A 20,045-nucleotide genomic window follows, 5' to 3' on the forward strand; every position below is an offset into this window, starting at 1 on the left:
AAGCCGGTTCCGTCCGGCCGGAGGGCGTGAGGCCGAGCCCCCGACCGGACGGTCACGTCAGGCCTCGCCGGCTCACCACCTCATGTGGCGCCGGTGCTTGCCGTTGGTGGTGGCGGACGCCGTGGGGATGGGAGAGCCGTTGGCGGCCGTGTCCGTCGCAACAGGCGCGGGAGGCGCGACAGCCGTGGCGGAGGTGGCGGACATCGGGGTGGGGCAGGCCGACGCCGGGGAGGATGCCGCGGGGTTCGCCGGCGTGGACGGGCCGGTCGGCGCGGGGTTCGCCGGCGTCGTCGGGCCGGTCGGCGAGGCGGAAGTGGTGGTCCCTGCGGCGGGGTTCGGGGAGACGACTGCGCAGGTCGTGGTGGGAGTCGCCGCGCCGACCGCGGGGGCGGGAGGGGTCTGGCCCAGCGGGGTGAACGTCGCGTTGACGACGACGCCGTTGCCGTCCGTGGTCAGCGTGATCGGGTTGGCCGCCTTGAGCAGCCCCCCGCAGTTGAGGTTGGTGAAACTCTGGTTGGCGCGCATGGCCAGGAAGGTGAAGAGGTTGTTCGCCATGGCTGCGTCGACCGAGGGGCCGTTCATGAAGAGGGCCTGGTCCTTGAAGACCCGTTGGATACCCATCGCGTTGCCGAACAGGTTCTGGCAGTAGGTCGTGCCGTTGCCGTTGTCCGCCGCGCCGATCGGGGTCATGTCGACGCCGGCGCGGTAGAGGTTGACCTTGGTGCGGTTGGCGTTGTTGTTGTTCAACGTCATCGGGTCGGTCAGCGGGACCAGCGCGATCGGTGCCTGCTGATTCGCGGCCGCGGAGAGCTCGTCGAGGGGCAGCGCCGCGCTCGCCGTACCGTCGCTGGACTGGTCGGGTCGGGTCCAGGGGGTGCACCCCAGGGCCGGGTCGATGAACTGGGTCAGCAGGAGGTTGTCGCTGCCGTTGGCCAGGTCCACCAGCTGCTGGTTCTGCAGCGTGGCCTTGTTGGCGGCGTTGTTCTGCGCGGTCCGGCCGTTCGCGGTGGCCAGGTAGTGGGTGACCACGTTGTCGCTCTGGTCCTGGTCCACCACGGAGAAGTCACGGGTCGTCGGGCAGGGCAGGCCGTCCTTGGCGGTGCCGGCGGCGGGAATCTGCAGCTGCCCGGCCGCCACCTGCCGATTCGCGTTGCGGAAGAACGCCGGGGCGTTGCAGTCGGCGAACTGCCCGAAGATCGAGCCTCGCAGGCCGTTCACGCATCGCCCCTGGCCCAGGGAGTTGGTGCCGTTGGTGCTCTTCAGGGTCAGACTGGTGCCGTTGAAGCCGAACCAGATCCCGACGGTGGAGCCGGCCGGAACGGTCGCGGGCGCGGTGGGCGCAGCGGGCTGGGTGCCCTGGTCGACCACCAGGGGGTCGTACAACGTCACCTGCCCGCCGGGCGCGACGATCGCGGCCTCGACGAATGCGGACTGGTTGGCGTTGGCCTCGTTGCACGGACCTGCGGCCGGGTCGGTGGCCACCAGCTGGTACGGAGTGGCGAGGCCCTGCGCGCCGAGCGGGTTCGGCGGCACCACCAGGGTGCAGTTGGGGTTGGCGGCCGCAGCCGCCTGCTGGTTGTTCGCGGCCAGCGCGCTGGCCAGCCCGCCCGCGATCAGGGGCAGTCCGACGAGCAGGGCGATCCAGGTGAACTTCCTCCCACGGCGTCGGCGGCGCCGGTCGGGTGTGAGGCGCGGGCGTCGGGACGTGTCCGAATGGCGCATGTGCGAGTCAACTCCAATCCGGCCCGCGGTCGGCGGGCCGCGATCCACCCGGCTCTACGGCCGGAGCCCTGGCCCCCGTGGTTCGGGGGCCAGGGTCGGGCGAGCCGGTCAGAAGTGCGTGCCGACCGCCGTGCTCGGTGCCGTGCTCGGTGCCGCGGGGAGGCTCGGCATCGATGTCGGCATCGAGGTGGGCGTGGGCGTCGTCGTCGGAGCGGGCGTGGGGAAGGCCGAGCCACCCACGACGAGGCTCACGTGCAGGTGGGCCAGGAAGAGCGAGGTGACGGTCGGCCACCGGTTCATCCGATGCCCGTAGAGGGGCGTCTGCCGCACGAACGCCCAGACCAGGTCGCCGTTGGCCAGCACGCCGATGGGACCGGAGACGTGCACGCCGAGCACGAGATCCGGAGTGAGGAACCGGCCGTTGAGGTCGACCAGTCGGAAGTGGGTGCCGGTGAAGACCCCGTTCCGGACGGACTCCCAGCTGACCAGCAAGGCCGTCCTGCCGTACGGCGCCAGGTGGACGTTGATGTTCTCGGTCCCGGCCGTAGTGGTCAGGACGACGGAGCGTGCGGTGCGCGAGCCGGTGTCGACGAAGAACAGCACGGTCCGGTGGCTGCTCCAGCGCGGGGTGATGTCCCAGGTGAGGAGGTTCTTCCGGGAGGAGACCGGCCCGCGCGAGGAGAGCGCCGTCACCCAACTCCCGTTGCCGGTCCGCACCATGTCGTCGCCGCTGGTCAGCGCCGAACCGGCGGCGGTTCCGTCGTCGTAGCAGGTGTACGCCGCCGACGGGCCCGACCAGCCGAGGGTGCGCCCGGTGTCGCCCCGGCACCCCCACGCACGCCCTCCGGGCAGGATCCGCCCGGCGTCACTGACGTAGACCATCTTGTCGCCCCAACGGCCGTTCTGGGCGCCACCCGCTCCGTGCACGGTGAAGACGGCGGCGTAGCGGCCACCGCTCCAGGCGAGTTGACCGTCGAGCATGGGGGCGGTGTCGTGACTGGTGGCGCCGGTCAGTTTGACGACGAACGCGACACGACCGTCGCGTACGCGGATCAGCGCGGCAGCGGTCTCCCCCCAGCGGTTGTGGTCCGCCACGCGGGTGAGCAACGCGAAACCGTCGTCGAAGGCCACCAAGCCGCCGATCTCGCGTGCACCGGTGATCACGGTGTCCGGGCCGGTGCGCCGAAGCCGGCCGTCGACGCGGGTGACGTGGATTCCGTTCGCAGCCTGCCAGGCCACGTCCACTGTGCCGCCGGGGGCGACCGCGGTGACCGTGCGCGTCCACTGCGGCATCCCGGCGCCGTTGGGGGAGAGGTAGTTGAAGGCGCTGCTCAGCTTGATGGTGGAGACCGAGATGTTCGCCGCGATGACGCCGGCGTTCATCATCGACGGGGCGTTGACGGCCGTCCGGCTGGTGACCGCGCCCCAGTTCGTGGGCGTGGCGGCCACCCCGGTGCCGGGAGGGGTTGTCGGGGTGACGTCGGCGAAGGCCAAACCTCCGCCGACGACCACCGCCAGGGCCAGGGGTAATCCGAACAGGAGACGGTGCTTGCGCCGCTCCGATCGAGCCCTGACGGCTGTGAGTCGTTTGCCAGGCATGTCTGCTCCTTTCCGCTCGGGTGGGGAACAGACTGCCGCCGCGGGGGGTGCGCGGTCTGCGGTGCGCAAGCCGCTGTAAGAGACGTGTAATGCCTTACGTGGTCGGAGAAACGCAAGGTGCGGATGATGCGTCCCCGAGGCCCGTCGGCGGCGCGCACGCGGCCTGCCTGGGCGTTTGCCGCCCGCGGCGGCACCGGCGGCAACTCCCTGGGCGGGGGCCAATGTCCGCCGAGATTCCGGCTTCCGTCGGCGAGTTCCCCGGCGATGTCGAGGTGCCCGGAGTAGGCGACCGTCTCCTCGATCATGTGCAGCACGACCCGGCGCACGCCGTCCGGTCGGGCGAAGGCCACGGTGTACTCTGCGGCTCGGCGGTCTCGACGCGGTGCGGTCGTCGCGTGGAGCGTCGCTGCTTGCCATGAGGCACGCGCATCCCATCAACGCCTGCAGCCGCCCGCCCGTGGCCGGCGCGAGAGGATCTCGGCATGTTCGACAAGCTGCTGCACCACAAGCTGCTGCACGAGGGTCTCGAGAGCCAGGGAGTGATCACCAAGCAGAAGGTCGAGGGGATGAAGGGCGACAGGGCCTTCTCCGGCTTCTACCTCGGCATCGAGGGGCACATGAAGTTCGAGGACGGCACCGAGGGCGCGTTCTCGTCCATGGGCCTCGACACCTCGAAGCTCGGTGACCTCGAGGTCGGGATGATCGTCCCGGTCCGCTACAGCGCCGACCACAAGCATGTGGTCCTGGACGTGCTGAAGCTGGAAGCCAGGCACAAGGCCTGGAAGCAGTCGGCGGCCGATTTCGACGAGCAGCGCCGGCAGCAGGAGATCGCCGCTGCCGAAGCCAAGTTGGCCGAGGCGAACAAGCACCGCCACCACGACTGAGTCCTGACCCGGCCTGACCCGGTGCCACCCCGGCGGGTCGCGGTGGCGGCCCGGCGGTGCCGCCGAGCCACGTCTCGACCGTCGCCATGCACCCTGTGTATTGAAGTGACTGCGGAGAGTAGGGCGGATCGGGCAAGCTACGTTCGACGCTGGGTCCTCCGTGATCGGCCGACCGTGCGCATCGTCCGACCGCTCCCGCCAGGGTGCGAAAGCGAGGTCCAGTGATGTCCTTACGCCGAGCAACGCCTGTTCTTGCCCTGCTCGCCGCGCTCGTGACCGCCATAGCCGCTTTGGTGTTCGCCGCTCCGGGCTCAGCGGCCCTGGACCGGCGGGTGCGCGAGTGAGACAAGCCCGAAGTGCGTGCCCTACTCCTGGGGTGCCGGCCACGGCGTGAAGCCCGGCCCGTCGATGGGTCAGTGCGAAGCTTGGACCCGGCCCAAGGGCGCCCCGAAGACACTGCTGGCCGGTCCCCGGTGCCAGGCCTCCACGGCCCACCCCATGGGGACGTCCTGGGCAACGGGAACAACAACTCGCAGCGGGTCATGCCCCACATGGTCAAGGTGCCCACGGCGCAAGCCATGCCCGGAGATCTGGCGTACTTCGAAGGACACGTCGGGATCCTGATCGGCAAGTCCGCAAAGACGGTCCAGATCCTGGCCGCGCCACACGCCTACGACCACGTCCAGCGCACCAACACCTGGACCCTGGCCTATGTCCGCACCAACCATGCCGGGCTCTCCACCGTCCAGGGCTTCTACCGTTACGTCCCCCCGACGACCGGGCCGAGCCCGTCGCCCAGCCCGTCCCTGCCCCACTTGGCGGCGTCGTACAGCGGCACGGTGCACAACATCACCTACAACATCGACTCCACCTTCGGCCTGAGCTCGATCACCGAGGACGCGCAGGGGCACATCGCCGGCCAGATGACGGTCGCTCCCCCGCTGTACGGCAGCGGCAGCTTCTCGGGCACCGTCACGGCCACGTCCATCAACTTCACGGTGACCAGCACGACGCCGAATCCTGCCGGAGCAGTCTCGATCGCGTTCGTCGGAACGATCAGTCCGACATCCATGGCCGGCACCTACACCGTCCAAGCGACGGGTGGCACCCAAACCGGTTCGTGGCAGCTGAACGGATCCACCGGCTGACCGCGGACCCGCTTCCCACGCAGTAGAGCCCTCTTCACCCTCCGGCGCGGCTCAGGATCCAGACGCCATAGGTGTCGTTCGCGGGGTGCAGTTCGTAACTGCCCGCCCGCAGGTCGACGCGCAGGCCGACGGAGGCCACGTCCGCCTCGAACTCCGCCGCCGTGTAGACGCGGGCGTGCGGCGGCGGGTCCTGGAGGTGGAAGCCGACCAGGATGCGACCACGCTCACCGAGCACGTCGCGCATCGCCGCCAGCGCCGTCCGCTCCGTACCCTCGGCCAGGTAAACGATCACGTTGCCGACGCAGACGACCAGGTCGAATGGACCGTCATCCGGACTGAGATCGAGGATGTTCCGCTCCTCGATGGGCAGTCCGGGGTACGTCTCCCGGGCCTGCTCGACCAGCGCCCCGTCAGGCTCGATCGCGACCACGTCGTGCTCACGCTGCACGAGCGCCGCGGCCACCCGGCCCATGCCCGCGCCGGCGTCGAGCACCCGGGCGCCACGGGGCAGGAGCGCGTCGGCGAGCCGAGCCTCGCCGTCGACATCCTTGCCGGCGGCGATGAGCTCAGCGAACCGCTTGCCGAAGTTCCCGCTCGCCCCCGCCTCCTGCCAGCGGGTCGGCCGCGCGGTCATCGGCATGCCGCCCGCGCGCGGCGGTGTGACCTTGTCCATGTCCGCATCCTAGGAGCTCGTGACACGATCATGGTGCGGCGGACGGTGACGAGGCCGTCGTGGCGGTCGTGTGGACCACGGCGCCGGTCACCAGTGGATTCCCGCCCTTCAGTGGCAGTCGCTGCGAAAGTCCAGCGGCATCTCCTGGCAGGCGGTGCAGGCGAAGACGTAGAAGCCGCCGTTGTCGCCGAAGCTGACCTCCAGCGGGTCGCGGTTGGCCCGCGCCTCGGGCCCCTGGTCGGCGGCGCGTTCGATTCCGCCCGCGTAGCCGTTGAGGGCCCACTCCTCGCGCGGTATCCAGTTCCGGTCGCCTTCCCAGCCGGTGAGCGTGACCAGGTGTTCGGTCTCGCCTCCGCAGCGCCCGCAGATGGGCCAGTCCGGGTCCTGCGTCCAGGAGGGGAAGCCACCGACCTTGCAGCCGCGGACGATCAGCAGGTCCCACATGCTCCACCCCTGCTCATCCTCGACAAAATGCTCGTCGTGGGCGAAGAGCTGCGCGCGCAGCTCCTCCGGGGCGTCCGCGTAGGGGTAGTCGGTGACCGGCTCGGGGTCGAGCACACACGGGTGCGGCACCACGTTGTCGTCCGCGTCCGGGTGCAGCGCGGGCGGGAGTTCGAGCAGGGGGCCGAGCGCGGTCGAGTCTCGCCACAGCAGGAGCGGGCGGTCCAGCGCGTGGAACTCCTCCACCGGGCACCACAGCACCTGCAGCAGGTCGGCTCCGGCCGGGTGCGGCAGTGCCGGCACGTCCCGCACGAACAGCTGCAGCACCGGCACCAGCGGCACCGGCCCGGCCACCTCCCGCCCCCACACGGTCTGGTGCGAGGCTTCCGGGCACACCGGCCAGGACTCACCCGCCGGCCACAGCACCGGGCCGCCGATGGAGCTCTGCTCGACTGTCGGCGTCCCGCGCCGCGGGTGCAGCCGGGTGGCGTTCCGGGCGAGCGGCGCGAGTGCGGGGAACCGCGCCCCGACATCAAGGGGGCGCGGCGGGGTAGTGCGGGTCATGACGGCACTCCTGACAGCGGTTCAACAACTACGCTGATCGTCTCGGCTGGCAGACGGCAGCCTAGATCACTCCGCTGACACACCGGCCGGCCTTGGGGGCGCGCCCTCGACGTCAGAGGCTGGTGGTGCTGCTCCAGCCTGTGGGGAGCACGGTGAAGTACTGGTTGGGCACCTGCCAGGCCGGATCGGGAAGGTTCGCCAGCCGGGTGCTGTAGGCCTTGAAGATGTCGACGGCCTTGGTCAGGCAGTTGTTGGTCGGCAGGCTGTAGCCGTTGGTCGCCTCATCGGCCGCTTGCTGGGCGGCGCCGCCCGAATTGTCGTCCGGCGTGGTGTCGCACCGGTAGCGGGTGTAGAAACCCGCACCGTGGCCGGACTCCCCGCTCCGGAACGCGGCGAGCATCTGATCCCAGCCGCCGTCCCGGGTCCAGCTGCCGGTGACGGCGGGGTCGGAGCTGGGCGGGACGGACCAGGCACCGCCCGGGTTGTCGGTGGAACCGAACCGCCAGGTGCCGTCGTCGCGGCGGAATCCCCAACCGATGTGCCCCAGGCCGTCAGCGCCCGACGGCGCGCTGAACATGCAGACCTGACCCGCGTTCTGGGCGTGCGCCACCGGGGCGTTCGCGACGGCCAGGCCCGCGCCGCACAGCAGGGCAGCGGCCACCGCCCTGCCCGCCCGCGCGGGACGAGGGGCGACCAAGCCGGGGGTACCAGGGCTCGCGGGCATCACGCAGCGCCTCCAAGGGGTGGGCGTGGGAACTCTGCTCCCAGTCTGTCGCCGACCGGGGCGCCACCCCGGCTCTGTGGGACGGCGATCGACTCTTTCCACCCGGACGGGCCACCCGGCGCCCGCCAGATCCCGGTGGCCCTCGCATGGAGCGTGTACGCGGAAGGTCTGCCCGGGTGAGGTCTTCCGGGGTGAGGTCTTCCGGGGTGAGGTGCCCTCGGGCAGGCAGCGGGAGGGTCAGGTCGAGGCGTCGTAGCCGCTGGCCCAGAAGCGACCGTGGACCGCGAGGTCCAGCAGCATCCGGGTGGCCTCCTCGGCCGGCATGGGCGCGGGGTCCTGTTCGAGCCACCAGTGCAGGACGGCGAGCTGTTCGCCGACCCAGGCGCGGGCGAGCAGCTCGGCAGGGAGCCGGGGTTCGGCGCCCGTGTGCGCGGCGCGCGCCGTGAAGACCTCGGCGACCCGACGCACGGACTCGTCGTGGAAGGTGCGCAGGGCCTTGCCGTCGCCCTCGCCGCGCAGGATGACGCGGTACAGGTCGCGTTCCTGCTCGGCGTGGCGGAACAGCTCCAGGAGCGGCTTGCCCGTGAAGCCGATCTCGGTCTCCTCGGCGAGCGGGTGCATCCGCTCGTCGAGTTCCTGGAGCAGCTCGGTGGTGACCCTGGTGAACAGGTCGTCCTTGTCGCGGTAGTGGCTGTAGAAGGTGGCCCGCGCGACATCGGCACGCTCGGTGATGTCCTCCACGGTCAGGCCTGCGTAGCCGCGCTCCAGGACGAGCGCGACCAGCCCGTCACGCAGCGAGCGCCTGGTCCGTCGTGTGCGCCTGTCCTCGGCCAACGTCACCCTCCGTATTCGGACGTTCTCGTGTCGGATGACAGCCTAGCCGACTCTTGACAGCAAATACGTTACTGGACACTCTGTCTGGAACTGGTCTCTGAGTCGTGTTTCTAGGGAGCCCCATCCGGCTCCCGGTTTCGGATGGTGTGTCGTGAACCTCGGTGTGTACCTGACCCGTAGCGCTCGTTACTGGCCCGACCGGCCGGCCGTGGTCTGTGGCGAACGGAGCTGGACCTTCCGACAGTTGGAGGAGGACGCGAACCGGCTTGCCGCCGCGCTGCTGGCCCGCGGGCTGGGCGGGGGTGACGCGGTGGCGAGCCTGGCGTGGAACCGCGGTGAGCTGATCGTGGTCGAGTTCGCGCTCTACAAGGCCGGGTTGATGCGGGCCCCGATCAACGCCCGCCTGGGCCGGGCCGAGATCACGCACCTGCTGGGATACGCGCCGGTCAAGGCGCTGCTGTTCGACGCCGCCCATCGTGCGGACGCGCTGGCGGCGATCGACGCGTCCGGCGTGGACTGCCTGCCGGTGGAGTTCGAGTCCGGCTTCGCCACGCTGCTCGCCGAGGGCGGCACGGCGCCGGTGCGGGTGGAGGTCGGCGAGGACGGCCCGTGCGTCCTCAACTTCACGTCCGGATCGACCGGCGCGCTCAAGGCGGCCGTGCAGACCTTCGGCAACCGGCTCGCGAACCTGCGCAAGCAACTGATGACCGAGCCACGCCCGCACGCGGGCTCGCGCTACCTGGCCTGCGGGCCGATCACTCACGCCACCGGCATGCCGCTGCTGGCCTGCGTCTTCGCCGGCACGACCATCCATGTCCTGCCCACCTGGGAGCCGGAGGCGTTCCTCGCCACCGTGGAGCGGGAGCGGATCGACGCCACGTTCCTCGTCCCGGCCATGCTCGCGACCGTGCTGGCGCACCCGGCGCTCGGCCGGTACGACACCTCCACCCTCCGGGATCTCCGCGTCGGCGGCGCGCCGATCTCCCCGCAACGGCTGCGCGAGGCGGTCGCCGCCTTCGGGCCGGTGGTCGGCCAGGGCTACGGGCTCGCCGAGACCACCTCCGTCGTCGCGGGACTCACCGCCGCCGAGATCGCCCGCGGCGTCGCGGAGGACCCGGAGCTGCTGCAGTCCTGCGGACGGGCCGGCTACGACACCGAGATCCGCGTCGTCGACGAGCAGGGAGGCGAGGTCGCACCGCGCGAGATCGGCGAGATCGTCGTGCGCGGCCAGGACTGCGTCACCGCCTACTGGCGCGAGCCGGAACTCAGCGCCGAGACCTTCGAGGAGGGCTGGGTGCACACCGGCGACCTGGCCTGGATGCGGGAGGACGGCTACCTGTTCATCGTCGACCGCAAGAAGGACATGATCATCTCCGGCGGCTTCAACATCTACTCCACCGAGGTGGAGGCCGCCCTCGACGAGCACCCCGCCGTGCAGGAGTCCTGCGTGGTCGGCGTCCCGGACGAGCGCTGGGGCGAGGCCGTCCAGGCCGTCGTCGTCCTGCGCGCCGGAACGCAGGCGGACGCCGACGAACTCATCGCGTTCTGCGCCGAGCGGCTCGACCGCTTCAAGAAGCCCCGCGCCGTCGACTTCCTCCCCGCACTCCCCCACAACCGCAACGGCAAGCTCGACCGCAAGGCCGTCCGCGAGTCGTACTGGGCCGGCGTCGCCCGCCGCGTCAACTGACCAGACCCCCCGTCGAAAGGCCGTCCCATGCTCTTCTCGCTGCGCCCCGACTACGCCCACGATCCGCTCCTGGCCGACCTGGTGGGCAAGCTCCGCACCTACCTCGACGGTGAACTGGCCGACTACGAGCGCGCGCACGACGTCACCCCGGAGACCCCGATCACCCGCGCCCTGCTGGAACCGGTCTGGCGCCGCAGCCGCGAGCTGGGCTTCTACGGCATCCACCTGCCCACCGAGCTCGGCGGGCAGGGCCTGACCTACACCCAACTCGCCGCCCTGAAGGAGGAGCTCGCCGCGAGCGGCCGGGTCCTCGCGCACAGCGTGCTGGGCGAGATGGGCGGCCCGCTGCGCGTCGGCGACATCCTGGCCGCCGCCACTCCGCACCAACTGGAGCGGTACTTCCTGCCGGTGGTGCGCGGCGAACGCGCCTGCTGCTTCTCCCTCACCGAGACCGACGCCGGCTCCGACGTCCGCGCCATGCGGACGGTCGCCGTGCGCGACGGCGACGCCTACCGGCTGACCGGGCACAAGGTGTTCTCCAGCGCCGGGCCGGTCGCCGACTTCGCCATCGTCATCGCCCGCATGGACGGGACGGAGAAGACCTTCTCGGCGTTCCTCGTCGACCTCGACGCCCCCGGCTGCGAGGTGCTGGACGGTGCGACGCCGATGTCGGGCGAGCACATCGAGAGCGACATCGTGCTGACCGACTGCCGTGTCCCGGCCGCCAACCTGCTCGGAGGTGAGGGCGACGGACTGCTCCTCGGGCTGGGCCGGGTCAACGTCAACCGGTTGCTGCACTGTCCGAGCGTGCTCGGCCTGGCCCGTCGCGCCCTGGAGCTCACGCTCGAGCGGGCCCGCACCCGGATCGTCGGCGGCGCGCCCCTGGCCGAACTGCAGTCCGTCCAGCACAAGCTGGCCGACATGGCCACCTCCTACTACGCGGCGCGTGCCATGACCTACGCGGCGCTCGCCGCACTGGACACCGGCACGGTGCCCCGGCTGGAGGCGTTCATGTGCAAGCTGAACGTCGCCGAGGCCGCCTTCGAGATCCTCGACGAGGCCGTGCAGATCCACGGCAAGGAAGGCCTGACCCAGGGCAACGAGGTCGAGTTCCTCTTCCGCAAGGTGCGCATGTTCCGGGTGCTGACCGGCACCTCGGAGATCCAGAAGAACGGCATCGCCAAGCTGCTGCTCCGACAGGCGACGTGACGACCGCGCGCAGCAGGCGCAGCTGAGCACACCCCACCCCCACCCGAAGGAGTGCCTGTGATGTCCGCCCCCGTCCTGTCGGTCCGGGACCACGCCCGCACACTGGCGCCCGAGCTGACCGCTCTGCGCCGGGAGCTCCACGCCGAGCCGGAACTCGGCCGCCACCTGCCCCTCACCCAGCAGCGCGTGCTGGACGCCCTCGCCGGAATGCCGCTGGAGATCACCACCGGATCGGCGCTCTCCTCCGTCACCGCCGTGCTGCGCGGCGCCCGACCAGGGCCGACCGTGCTGCTCCGTGCCGACATGGACGCCCTGCCGCTCACCGAGGACAGCGGCCTGCCCTACGCCTCCCGCGTCCCGGGCGTGATGCACGCCTGCGGCCACGACCTCCACACGGCGATGCTCGTGGGCGCGGCCCGGCTGCTGGCCGAGCGGCGGGCGGACCTGGCCGGGTCGGTGGTGTTCATGTTCCAGCCCGACGAGGAGGGCACGGACGGCGGCGGCGCCGTTCCGATGCTGGCGGAGGGCCTGCTGCACGCCTCCGGCGAGAAGCCCGCCGCGGCCTACGCCCTGCACGTGGCATCGAACCGACTCCCGTTCGGGGTCTTCGCCAGTCGCCCCGGAACCGCGGCGGCCGCCTCCGACGGGCTGACGGTGACCGTGCGGGGCAAGGGCGGGCACGGCTCCGCCCCGCACAAGGCCGCCGACCCGATCCCGGCGCTGTGCGAGATGGTGACCGCTCTGCAGACCTTCGTCACCCGCAGCTTCGACATCCACGACCCGGTCGTGCTGGGCGTCGGCGTCATCCGGGGCGGGACCAAGCGCAACGTCATCCCCGACCACGCGGGGTTCGAGGCGACCGTGCGCACCTACTCGACGGCCGCACGCGACCGGATGCGCGAGGGCACCCGCAGGCTGCTCACCGGCATCGCCGCCGCGCACGGGCTCACGGCGGAGGTCGACTACCAGGACGGCTACCCGGCCCTGGTCAACGACCCGGCCGAGACGGCCCTGGCCGCACGCACCGTCACCGACCTCTTCGGCCCCCGGCGCTACCTCGACGCCTCCGCGCCCACCCCGGGCGCGGAGGACATGGCCTTCGTGCTCGACGAGGTACCCGGCACCTATCTCATGCTCGGCGCCTGTCCGCCCGGGGGCGACTTCGCCACCGCGCCCTACAACCACTCACCCCAGGCCGTCTTCGACGACTCCGTCCTGCCCGACGGCGCCGCCCTGCTGACCGAACTGACCCTTCGCCGCCTCGCCCTCGCCCTCGCCCTCGCCCCCGCCGACGGCGACCGGACCACCGTCGGATGAGCGCCACGCCCCTCCCGCTGGCCGGGGCGCGCTCCCGCCCCGGCACCTCCGACGCACGGGAGCTGCGCCGGAGCCTTGCGGTCCTGCTCTTCGTCGAGCTGTTCAGCGGCTTCCAGCAGAGCTACTTCGTTCCGCTCCTGCACACCGTCGGCGGGCAGTTCCACGTCGGCGTCACCGCGCTGGCCTGGACCGTCACCGGTCCGGCCCTGGCGGCGGCGGTCGCCACCCCGCTGCTCACCGCCCTCGGGGACCGGCACGGACACCTACGGCTGCTTCGCGCGACGGTGGCCGTGGTGGCCGTCGGCGCGGTCCTCATCGCGACGGCCCCCGACTACCCGCTGCTGGTGACCGGGCGAGTCCTGCAGGGCTGCCTCGCCGGCTTCCTGCCGCTGATGTTCGGCTTCGTCCGCCACCGACACGGGATCGGGCAGACCCGGCGGGCCATCGCCCACCTGTCCGCGGCGCTGATGCTCGGGCTGCTTCTCGGCAGCGCCTGCGCGTCCGCGCTGCTGCGTACCACCGGCAGCGGCGCCGTGCTGTGGACGCCGGCCGTCGGCACGCTGGTGGGGCTCGGCCTGCTGTGGACCGGCCCGCGCGGCCAAAGCGCCGCGTCGGGTCCCGCGGCTTCCTGCGGCACCGACCGCATCGACTGGACCGGTGTCGTGCTGCTGTCCTCCGGCCTGGTCCTGCCGGTGCTGGCCCTGCACGAGGGCGCGACCTGGGGCTGGAGCTCACCCGCGACGCTTCTCTGCTTCGGTGCGGGCGCGCTCCTGCTCGCCGGCTGGGGTGCGAGCCAACTGCGCGCCCCCGCACCGCTGATCGACGTGCGGCGACTACTGCGCCCGCAGTTGCTGCCGGTCTTCGCGGTCGGCTGCGGTGTCCACTACATCGTCCTCGGCGGGCAGGTGTCGTTCTCGACCTACCTCACGTCCCACGACGGACTCGGCCTGCCCGCCTCCGCCGTGGGCCTGGTGCTGCTGCCGGCGTTCTGCGGGATGACCCTCTTCAGCGCCGTCACCAGCAGACTCGGACGCATCCTCGGCTACCGCAACGTGACCGTCCTCGGATCCGTCCTCCTTGTTCTGGGCACCGCGGGGCTTCTCCTGCGGCACTCGAGCGCGGCCGACTTCGCCCTCACCCTCGCCGTCACCGGCGCCGGGATGGGCTTGATCTCGGGCGCGTCCCGCATCCTCGTGGTCGACCACGTGCGGGCCGAGGAGACCGCGGCAAGCGAAGGGCTGTTCGAGCTCCTGGTCAGCCTCTCCGCCGCCGTCGGCTCCGCGGGCACCGCGTCCGTCCTCGCGGCCCACGGTGGTGGAACGCACGCCTACCTGACCGCCTGGGCCATCAGCCTCGGCATCGCCGCGCTGGGCCTGGCCGCCTCGCTGCTGCTGCCACGCCACCGCCCTCCCGTGCGAAGGGACAGGCCGTGATCGATGCAGCACCGAGGCGCCCCCCGCAGAGGGCCCGACGGCCCTACCGCTGCTGCGCACCCGCGAAATAGGCGACCAGGTCCGGGTCCAGCGGCGGAATGTCGTACGGCCTGCCTCCGTCGCGCAGGGACATCGTCGCCATGTAGCCGGCGGCCACGCTCATCCGCGCCGCGACCGGAGAGGTGTCCGTCGGGCCGCCCTCGCGGACGAAGCGGGCGAACTCCTCCATGATGGCGACGTCGCTGCCGCCGTGCGTGCCGGAGACGTCGGGCACCAGGTAGGAGATGTCGCAGTCGGGCCGGTAGCGCGAAGGTCCGGTGTTCCAGACCCGGACCTCCGCGCCGGCCTCGTCACCGAAGTTCTCCAAGCGTCCCTCCGTGCCGATCACGGTGTAGTTGCGGAAGTAGTCGGGACTGAAGTGACACTGCTGGTAGGCGGCAATGACGCCGTTGTCGAGCCTCATGTTCATCACCGAGACGTCCTCGACGTCGATGTGGTGGTGCAGGCCGGTCCGGGCGGTCGGCGGCCACTCGTACTCCTTGAGCCAGTTGTCCGGACGCGGCGTCCCGGGCTCCCGGCGCGGCAGGTCGCCGTGGAGCATCAACGAGCCGAAGGCGTTGACGCGTTCGGTGTAGCCGCCGGCCAGCCAGTGCACCACGTCGAGGTCGTGGGCGGCCTTCTGCAGCAGCAGGCCGGTGGTGCGACGGCGGTCGGCGTGCCAGTCCTTGAAGTAGAAGTCACCGCCGTAGGAGACGAAGTGCCGCACCCAGACGGTCTTCGGCTCCCCGATGTCGCCGCGCGCGATCACCTCCCGCATCTGCCGGACCACACCCATGTGCCGCATGTTGTGGCCGACGTAGAGGCGGGTCCCCGTCTCGTACGCGGCCCGCAGGATGGCGTCGCAGCCCTCCACCGTGATGTGCATAGGCTTTTCGAGATAGACGGGCTTGCCCGCGCGCAGGCAGTCGACGGCGATCCGCTCGTGGGTGTCGTCCGGGGTCACCACCAGGACCGCGTCCAGGTCGTCGCGGGTGAGCAGCTCCCGGTGGTCGGTCACCGCGTCCTGCGGCTTCAGCGAGTCGAACCGCTCCAGGCCGCGGCGCAGCGCCGCGGGGTCGTTGTCGCAGACGGCCGCGACCACGGTGCCGCGACCGGGACGGTGGGCGGCGGCGGGCAGGGAGATGCGCAGGCCCAGACCGATGACGCCGAGGCGCACGTCTTCCACGGTCACAGAGTTCCTTTCACGAAGGGGTGCCGCTCCGGACGGGGTGTCACTTGGAGCCGGTGAAGGCGATGCCTTCGGTGATGCGGCGCTGCGCCATGATGAACAGCAGGATCATCGGCAGGCTGGCCAGCAGCGAGCCGGCCATCAGCACGGGGTAGTCGGTGCTGTGCTCGCCCTGCAGCGTGGCCAGGCCGACCGAGAGCGGCATCTGGTTGGCGTCGTTGGCGACCACCAGCGGCCAGAGCAGGTCGTTCCAGGACCAGAGCACGGTCAGCACGCCGAGCGAGATCAGTCCGGGCCTGGCCAGGGGCAGCATCACCGACCAGAAGATCCGCACCGGTCCCGCGCCGTCGAGCCGGGCCGCCTCCTCCACGTCCAACGGGAGCGAGAGGAAGAACTGCCGCAGCATGAAGGTCCCGAAGGCGCTGAAGAGGCCGGGCAGCACGATGCCGGTGAGGGTGTTGAGCAGGCCGAGGTGCATCAGGATCTGGTACTGCGGCAGCAGGTAGACCTGGCTGGGCACCATCAGCACGGCGAGCAGCAGCACGAAGATCGTGTTGCGTCCGGGGAACCGCAGCCGGGCGAAGGCGTAGGCGGCCATCGAGCAGAAGAGCAGTTGCGCCGCGACCCGGACCACGGTGATCAGCACGGTGTTCAGGAACTGCCGCAGGAACGGCATGCTGGTGAACACCTCGGAGTAGTTGGACCAGCGCCAGCCGGGAACGAAGTCCGGTGGCACGCTGGTCGCCTGGGCGGGCGACTGCAGCGAGGTCAGCAGCTGCCAGAAGAACGGGGCGATCATGGCCGCCGCGCCGATCGCCAGGACGACGTGGACCGGCCAGAGCCGCTGCCCACCGAGCCGTTGCCCGCCGAGCCGCCGCCCACCCAGCCGCTGCCCGCTGATCTGCGGACTACTCATAGTGCACCCACTTCTTCTGCAGTCGGAACTGGACGGCGGTGAGCACCAGCAGCACCGCCATCAGCACGACCGCGATCGCACAGCCCATCCCCTGCCGGTTGTCGAGGAAGACGTCCTCGTAGAAGAGGTAGGCGATGGTCTTGCTGCCGGCCAGGGCCGGGTTGGCCCGGCCGAGCATCATCAGCACGGTGTCGAACATCTGCAGCCCGCCGATGACGGTGAGCACCGAGACGAAGAAGATGCTCGGACTGAGCAGCGGCAGCGTGATGGAGAAGAACTGTCGGACCCGGCCCGCGCCGTCGAGCTCCGCCGCCTCGTAGTAGTGGCGCGGGATGCCCTTGAGACCCGCCGAGAAAATGATCATGTTGTAGCCGAGGCTGGACCAGATGCCGACCACGGCCATCGCGTACACGGTGAACCTGGGGTCCGAGACCCAGTGCGGGCCGTGGACGCCCACCAGCGACAGCAGGTAGTTGATCAGGCCGTAGTCGCCGTTGTAGAGCCAACGCCAGACCATGGCCACCGCGGCGGGCATGCTGACCACCGGCAGGAAGTAGAGCGTCCGGTAGAGCCCGACATGCCGGCCCCGCAGTTGGTTGAGCAGAGCCGCGAGGACGATCGAGAACGGGATCGCCAGCAGCATCAGCAGCGAGTAGAGCACCGTGTTCCAGGCCGCCTTGGGCAGCTGCGGATCGCTCAGGAAGGCACGGTAGTTGGCAAGGCCGACCCACTGCTGACCGCCGAAGACGCCCCAGGTGGTGAAGCTGTAGTAGCAGGACTGGGCGATGGGCCAGAGATAGAAGCAGGCGAGCCCGGCGACCAGCGGCAGGATCATCAGGTAGCCCCAGATCCATTCGCGCGGGTGCCCGTTCTGCTCGCCCACCCGCACGCCGAGCCTGCGGCGAGGCCCCGTGGCCGCAGCCGCGGGAACGGCGGCGGGGGCGGAGGGTGCTTTGGCGAGGGCCACGGTCACCCCTTCGCCAGGTCGGCGTTCATCGTGGAGGTCAGCTGCTGCGCGCCCGCGCTCAGGCTGAGCTTGCCGCCCCAGATCTGGTCGAGCAGGGCCTGGTTGTCGGTGATCCAGGGGCCGCTGTTCGCCGAGACCGGGTACGGCACCGCGTACTTCAGCTCGTCGACGAAGGTCTGCAGGTGGAACTGGGGGACGGCCTTCACCCAGCCGTCGGAGAGGCCCTGGTAGGCCGGGATGACCGCGCCGCTGGCCGCCTGGATCCGGTTGGCCTGCTCGCTGCCGAGGAACTTGACGAACTGCCAGGCAGCGGCGGCATGCGGGGTCTTGGCGTAGATGACGTTCGCCAGGCCGTTGATCACGGTGGCCCGGCCGGCGGGCCCGGCGGGCAGCGGCGCGACGTCGGCGTCGAGACCCGGTGCGTTCTTGTAGGTCAGCGTGTCCCAGTCGCCGTCGGTGAACATGGCCACCTTGCCGGAGGCGAACAGCTGGGAGGGGTCCGTGTCGGTCATCTGCTGGGCGGTGGGCGAGGTCTTGTACTTGGTGATGAAGTCCAGGGCGTACTGGAGCCCGGCGAGGGTCTTGGCATCGCCGAAGCCGGCGGACTTCTTGTCGGCGGAGATGACGTTTCCGCCCGCCTGGTAGATGTCGTTGTACAGGTTCTCCTGGGTCCAGTCAGGAGAGGCGATGCCCCAGACACCCTTGGCCGGACTGGTCAGCTTCTGGGAGGCGTCGATGACGTCCTGCCAGGTCCAGGAGGCCGTGGGGTACTTCACCCCGGCGGCGTCGAAGAGCTTCTTGTTGTACCAGAGCCCGATGGTGTCGAAGTCCTTCGGCATGCCGTACTGCTTGCCGCCGACGGTGTAGATCGAGTTCAGCGAGGCCGGGAAGGGCTTGTTGTCGAAGCCCGACTCGTCCGAGAGCGGCAGCAGTTGGCCCTGGCCGGCGTAGAGACCGATCCGGGTGGTGCTCATCCAGAAGACGTCCGGGGCGGTGCCGGAGGCGGCCTCCGTCTGCAGCTTGGTCCAGTAGTCCGCGTTCGGCGTCAGCTCGACGTCGACGGTGATGTTCGGGTGCAGCTTCTCGAAGGCGTGGGCGATCTGCTGCATCGCGGGCTTCTGGTTGGGGTCCCAGATGCCGTAGGTGAGGGTGACCGGACCGTTGGCGTCGCTGCCGGATCCCGCGCCGGCCGACGAGCAGCCGGAGGCGGCGGCCACGAGCACGGCGGCGCAGAGCAGCGCCGGCACGGTTCTGGTGATCTTCGATCCCATGGTTCGGTCCCATCGGTCGTTGCGGTGAGGGCGTGACCGGGACAGTAGCCGAGCATTTATGCTGAGAACTAGCGTTAATTGAGCAAGAGTGCGCAGCCGAGACCTCGTCGAGACATTTTCGTGACCCTACCGCCTGGTTAATATCAAAGTTATTGACGAAAGTACGCAAGCGGTCGAGCGTCTCAGGACGCGAAGAGCCGCCGTTCGGCCTCGTTGAGCCCGTGTCGGACCGCACCGAGGCAGACGGCGTCCGCGCCGAGCTCCGAGACCACGACCTCCGGCGGATAGAGGCAGACCGCGCTCAGGTGGTCGCCGACCGGCCCGGTGATCCACTCCCCCGCCTGGGCCAGCACGCCGCCGATCACCACCAGCTCCGGATCGAGCGGCGTCACCAGCGTGACCAGGGCCTCGGCCAGGTCCTTCGCCAAGGCCCCGAGAGCCCGCGCCGCCTCCGCGTCGCCCTGCTCGGCCCGGGTGAGGGCGAAGAGCGCCGCCTGCGCGGGAGCCCGCAGCTCCCCCGGGTCGACGGCCAGCGCGTACTCCATGACGTGCTGGAACGCCCGCCACTTGCCGTCGGGGTGCCCGCCCAGCTCGCCCGCCGCCGCGTTCGAGCCCCGGTACGGGACGCCGCCGAGCAGCAGCCCGAGCCCGATCCGACTGCCGGTGTGCAGGTAGAGCACCTCCGACCGGCCACGCGCGGCGCCGAGCCAGTGCTCCGCCAGCACCGCCAGCCGCATGTCGTTCTCGACCAGCACCGGCACCGCCAGCCGCCGGGCCAGCTCGGCCTGGAGCGCCACCCCGGTCCAGTCGGCCAGCACCACGCTCTTGACCACCCGGCCCTCGCCGTCGATCACCCCGGTGGTGCCGACACCGACCACGGTCAGCTGCCCGAGACCGATCCCGGCCTCCGCACAGGCCTCGGCGACCAGCCGCGCCACCGCGTCCAACCGATCCGCCGCCGGAAGGTCCCGAGGAACGCCGACGCTGCCGCGGGCCGTGACCCGCCCGCGCAGATCGGAGACCATCACGGTCAGGTGCGCCGCGCCGATCCCCACGCCCGCGACGTGACCCACCCCCGCCCGGAAGGCGAACCGCCGGGCAGGGCGGCCGCGCAGCCCTTCCGCCGCGCCGGCCGCGAACTCCTCGGCCTGCCCCTCCCGCAGCAGCGTCTCCATGACCGCCTCGGCGGTGGCCCGGGAGACCTGTGCCGACCGGGCCAGCTCGGCCATCGTGGCGCTCTCGGTCTCGTGCAGGGCGCGCAGGATCGCCACCTGGTTCAACCGGCGCAGGAAACTCGCGTCACCGCTCTCCCGTGCCACGAACCCTCCCGCTGCCTCGCCCGGCTCGCGCCGCTCCCGGCCGCGACTGTTGATCCTAAACGCAGCTCGGCACCGCGAGGCCCACCGATGACGTTCCGCGAGTGGCGCG

At 70.9% G+C, this 20,045-nt stretch carries 17 protein-coding genes; 6 read left to right on the top strand and 11 right to left on the bottom strand.

Annotated elements, in window-relative coordinates:
• Positions 1–72: 72 nt before the first annotated feature.
• Together BMY61_RS23855 and BMY61_RS23860 are read right to left on the bottom strand one after the other, a co-directional pair.
• Positions 73–1,722, bottom strand: coding sequence for a hypothetical protein (locus BMY61_RS23855; RefSeq protein WP_063773203.1), 1,650 nt, complete (start codon positions 1,720–1,722; stop codon positions 73–75).
• A gap of 108 nt (positions 1,723–1,830) precedes the next feature.
• A complete protein-coding gene (locus BMY61_RS23860; RefSeq protein ID WP_052438444.1) occupies positions 1,831–3,216 on the bottom strand; it encodes a hypothetical protein in 1,386 nt (461 codons plus the stop codon).
• Between the two features lie 587 nt (positions 3,217–3,803).
• Here BMY61_RS23860 and BMY61_RS23865 point away from each other — a divergent pair.
• Together BMY61_RS23865 and BMY61_RS23870 are read left to right on the top strand one after the other, a co-directional pair.
• Positions 3,804–4,205 (top strand): hypothetical protein, encoded by a 402-nt coding sequence (locus BMY61_RS23865; protein WP_042444072.1) that lies wholly within the window; start codon positions 3,804–3,806, stop codon positions 4,203–4,205.
• Positions 4,206–4,783: 578 nt separating this feature from the next.
• Positions 4,784–5,353, top strand: coding sequence for a lipocalin/fatty acid-binding family protein (locus BMY61_RS23870; RefSeq protein WP_143094490.1), 570 nt, complete (start codon positions 4,784–4,786; stop codon positions 5,351–5,353).
• A 34-nt stretch (positions 5,354–5,387) separates the two neighbouring features.
• Here the strand turns inward: BMY61_RS23870 and BMY61_RS23875 are convergent, their stop codons facing one another.
• The 4 genes from BMY61_RS23875 to BMY61_RS23890 form a co-directional block, all read right to left on the bottom strand.
• On the bottom strand, positions 5,388–6,026 hold the full coding sequence (locus tag BMY61_RS23875) for a class I SAM-dependent methyltransferase (RefSeq protein WP_082014823.1): 639 nt from the start codon (positions 6,024–6,026) through the stop codon (positions 5,388–5,390).
• A gap of 108 nt (positions 6,027–6,134) precedes the next feature.
• Positions 6,135–7,031 carry a YwqG family protein gene (locus BMY61_RS23880; protein ID WP_042444076.1) on the bottom strand — a complete coding sequence of 299 codons (897 nt, stop codon included), beginning with the start codon at positions 7,029–7,031 and terminating at the stop codon, positions 6,135–6,137.
• A gap of 112 nt (positions 7,032–7,143) precedes the next feature.
• Complete coding sequence (locus BMY61_RS23885; protein WP_042444078.1) at positions 7,144–7,692, bottom strand: hypothetical protein; 549 nt, start codon at positions 7,690–7,692, stop codon at positions 7,144–7,146.
• A gap of 300 nt (positions 7,693–7,992) precedes the next feature.
• The gene (locus BMY61_RS23890; RefSeq protein WP_042444080.1) at positions 7,993–8,589 is read right to left on the bottom strand and encodes a TetR/AcrR family transcriptional regulator; all 597 of its coding nucleotides are present in this window, start codon (positions 8,587–8,589) and stop codon (positions 7,993–7,995) included.
• A gap of 151 nt (positions 8,590–8,740) precedes the next feature.
• Here BMY61_RS23890 and BMY61_RS23895 point away from each other — a divergent pair, with 151 nt between their 5' ends.
• Genes BMY61_RS23895 through BMY61_RS23910 form a run of 4 tightly spaced genes read left to right on the top strand, consistent with a single transcriptional unit; the run spans position 8,741 to position 14,235 of the window.
• Positions 8,741–10,276, top strand: coding sequence for an AMP-binding protein (locus BMY61_RS23895; RefSeq protein WP_042444082.1), 1,536 nt, complete (start codon positions 8,741–8,743; stop codon positions 10,274–10,276).
• Between the two features lie 27 nt (positions 10,277–10,303).
• The gene (locus BMY61_RS23900; protein ID WP_042444083.1) at positions 10,304–11,485 is read left to right on the top strand and encodes an acyl-CoA dehydrogenase family protein; all 1,182 of its coding nucleotides are present in this window, start codon (positions 10,304–10,306) and stop codon (positions 11,483–11,485) included.
• A gap of 60 nt (positions 11,486–11,545) precedes the next feature.
• Entirely contained in the window at positions 11,546–12,802 is a 1,257-nt protein-coding gene (locus tag BMY61_RS23905) for a M20 metallopeptidase family protein (RefSeq protein ID WP_201777539.1), read from the top strand.
• A complete protein-coding gene (locus BMY61_RS23910; RefSeq protein ID WP_042444085.1) occupies positions 12,799–14,235 on the top strand; it encodes an MFS transporter in 1,437 nt (478 codons plus the stop codon). The genes BMY61_RS23905 and BMY61_RS23910 overlap by 4 nt, the downstream gene beginning before the upstream one ends.
• Positions 14,236–14,278: 43 nt before the next feature.
• Here BMY61_RS23910 and BMY61_RS23915 read toward each other — a convergent pair whose 3' ends face one another.
• The 5 genes from BMY61_RS23915 to BMY61_RS23935 form a co-directional block, all read right to left on the bottom strand.
• Positions 14,279–15,460, bottom strand: coding sequence for a Gfo/Idh/MocA family protein (locus tag BMY61_RS23915; protein ID WP_042444373.1), 1,182 nt, complete (start codon positions 15,458–15,460; stop codon positions 14,279–14,281).
• Positions 15,461–15,506: 46 nt separating this feature from the next.
• Positions 15,507–16,379: a carbohydrate ABC transporter permease gene (locus BMY61_RS23920; RefSeq protein ID WP_042444087.1), complete on the bottom strand. Its 873-nt coding sequence runs from the start codon at positions 16,377–16,379 to the stop codon at positions 15,507–15,509.
• Positions 16,372–17,346: a carbohydrate ABC transporter permease gene (locus BMY61_RS23925; protein ID WP_201777540.1), complete on the bottom strand. Its 975-nt coding sequence runs from the start codon at positions 17,344–17,346 to the stop codon at positions 16,372–16,374. Before BMY61_RS23925 ends, BMY61_RS23920 begins: the two co-directional genes overlap by 8 nt.
• A gap of 2 nt (positions 17,347–17,348) precedes the next feature.
• On the bottom strand, positions 17,349–18,617 hold the full coding sequence (locus BMY61_RS23930; protein WP_042444089.1) for an ABC transporter substrate-binding protein: 1,269 nt from the start codon (positions 18,615–18,617) through the stop codon (positions 17,349–17,351).
• A gap of 182 nt (positions 18,618–18,799) precedes the next feature.
• On the bottom strand, positions 18,800–19,936 hold the full coding sequence (locus tag BMY61_RS23935; RefSeq protein ID WP_042444091.1) for an ROK family transcriptional regulator: 1,137 nt from the start codon (positions 19,934–19,936) through the stop codon (positions 18,800–18,802).
• Positions 19,937–20,045: the final 109 nt, after the last annotated feature.

Source organism: Streptacidiphilus jiangxiensis (assembly GCF_900109465.1).
Taxonomy (GTDB): Bacteria; Actinomycetota; Actinomycetes; order Streptomycetales; family Streptomycetaceae; genus Streptacidiphilus; species Streptacidiphilus jiangxiensis.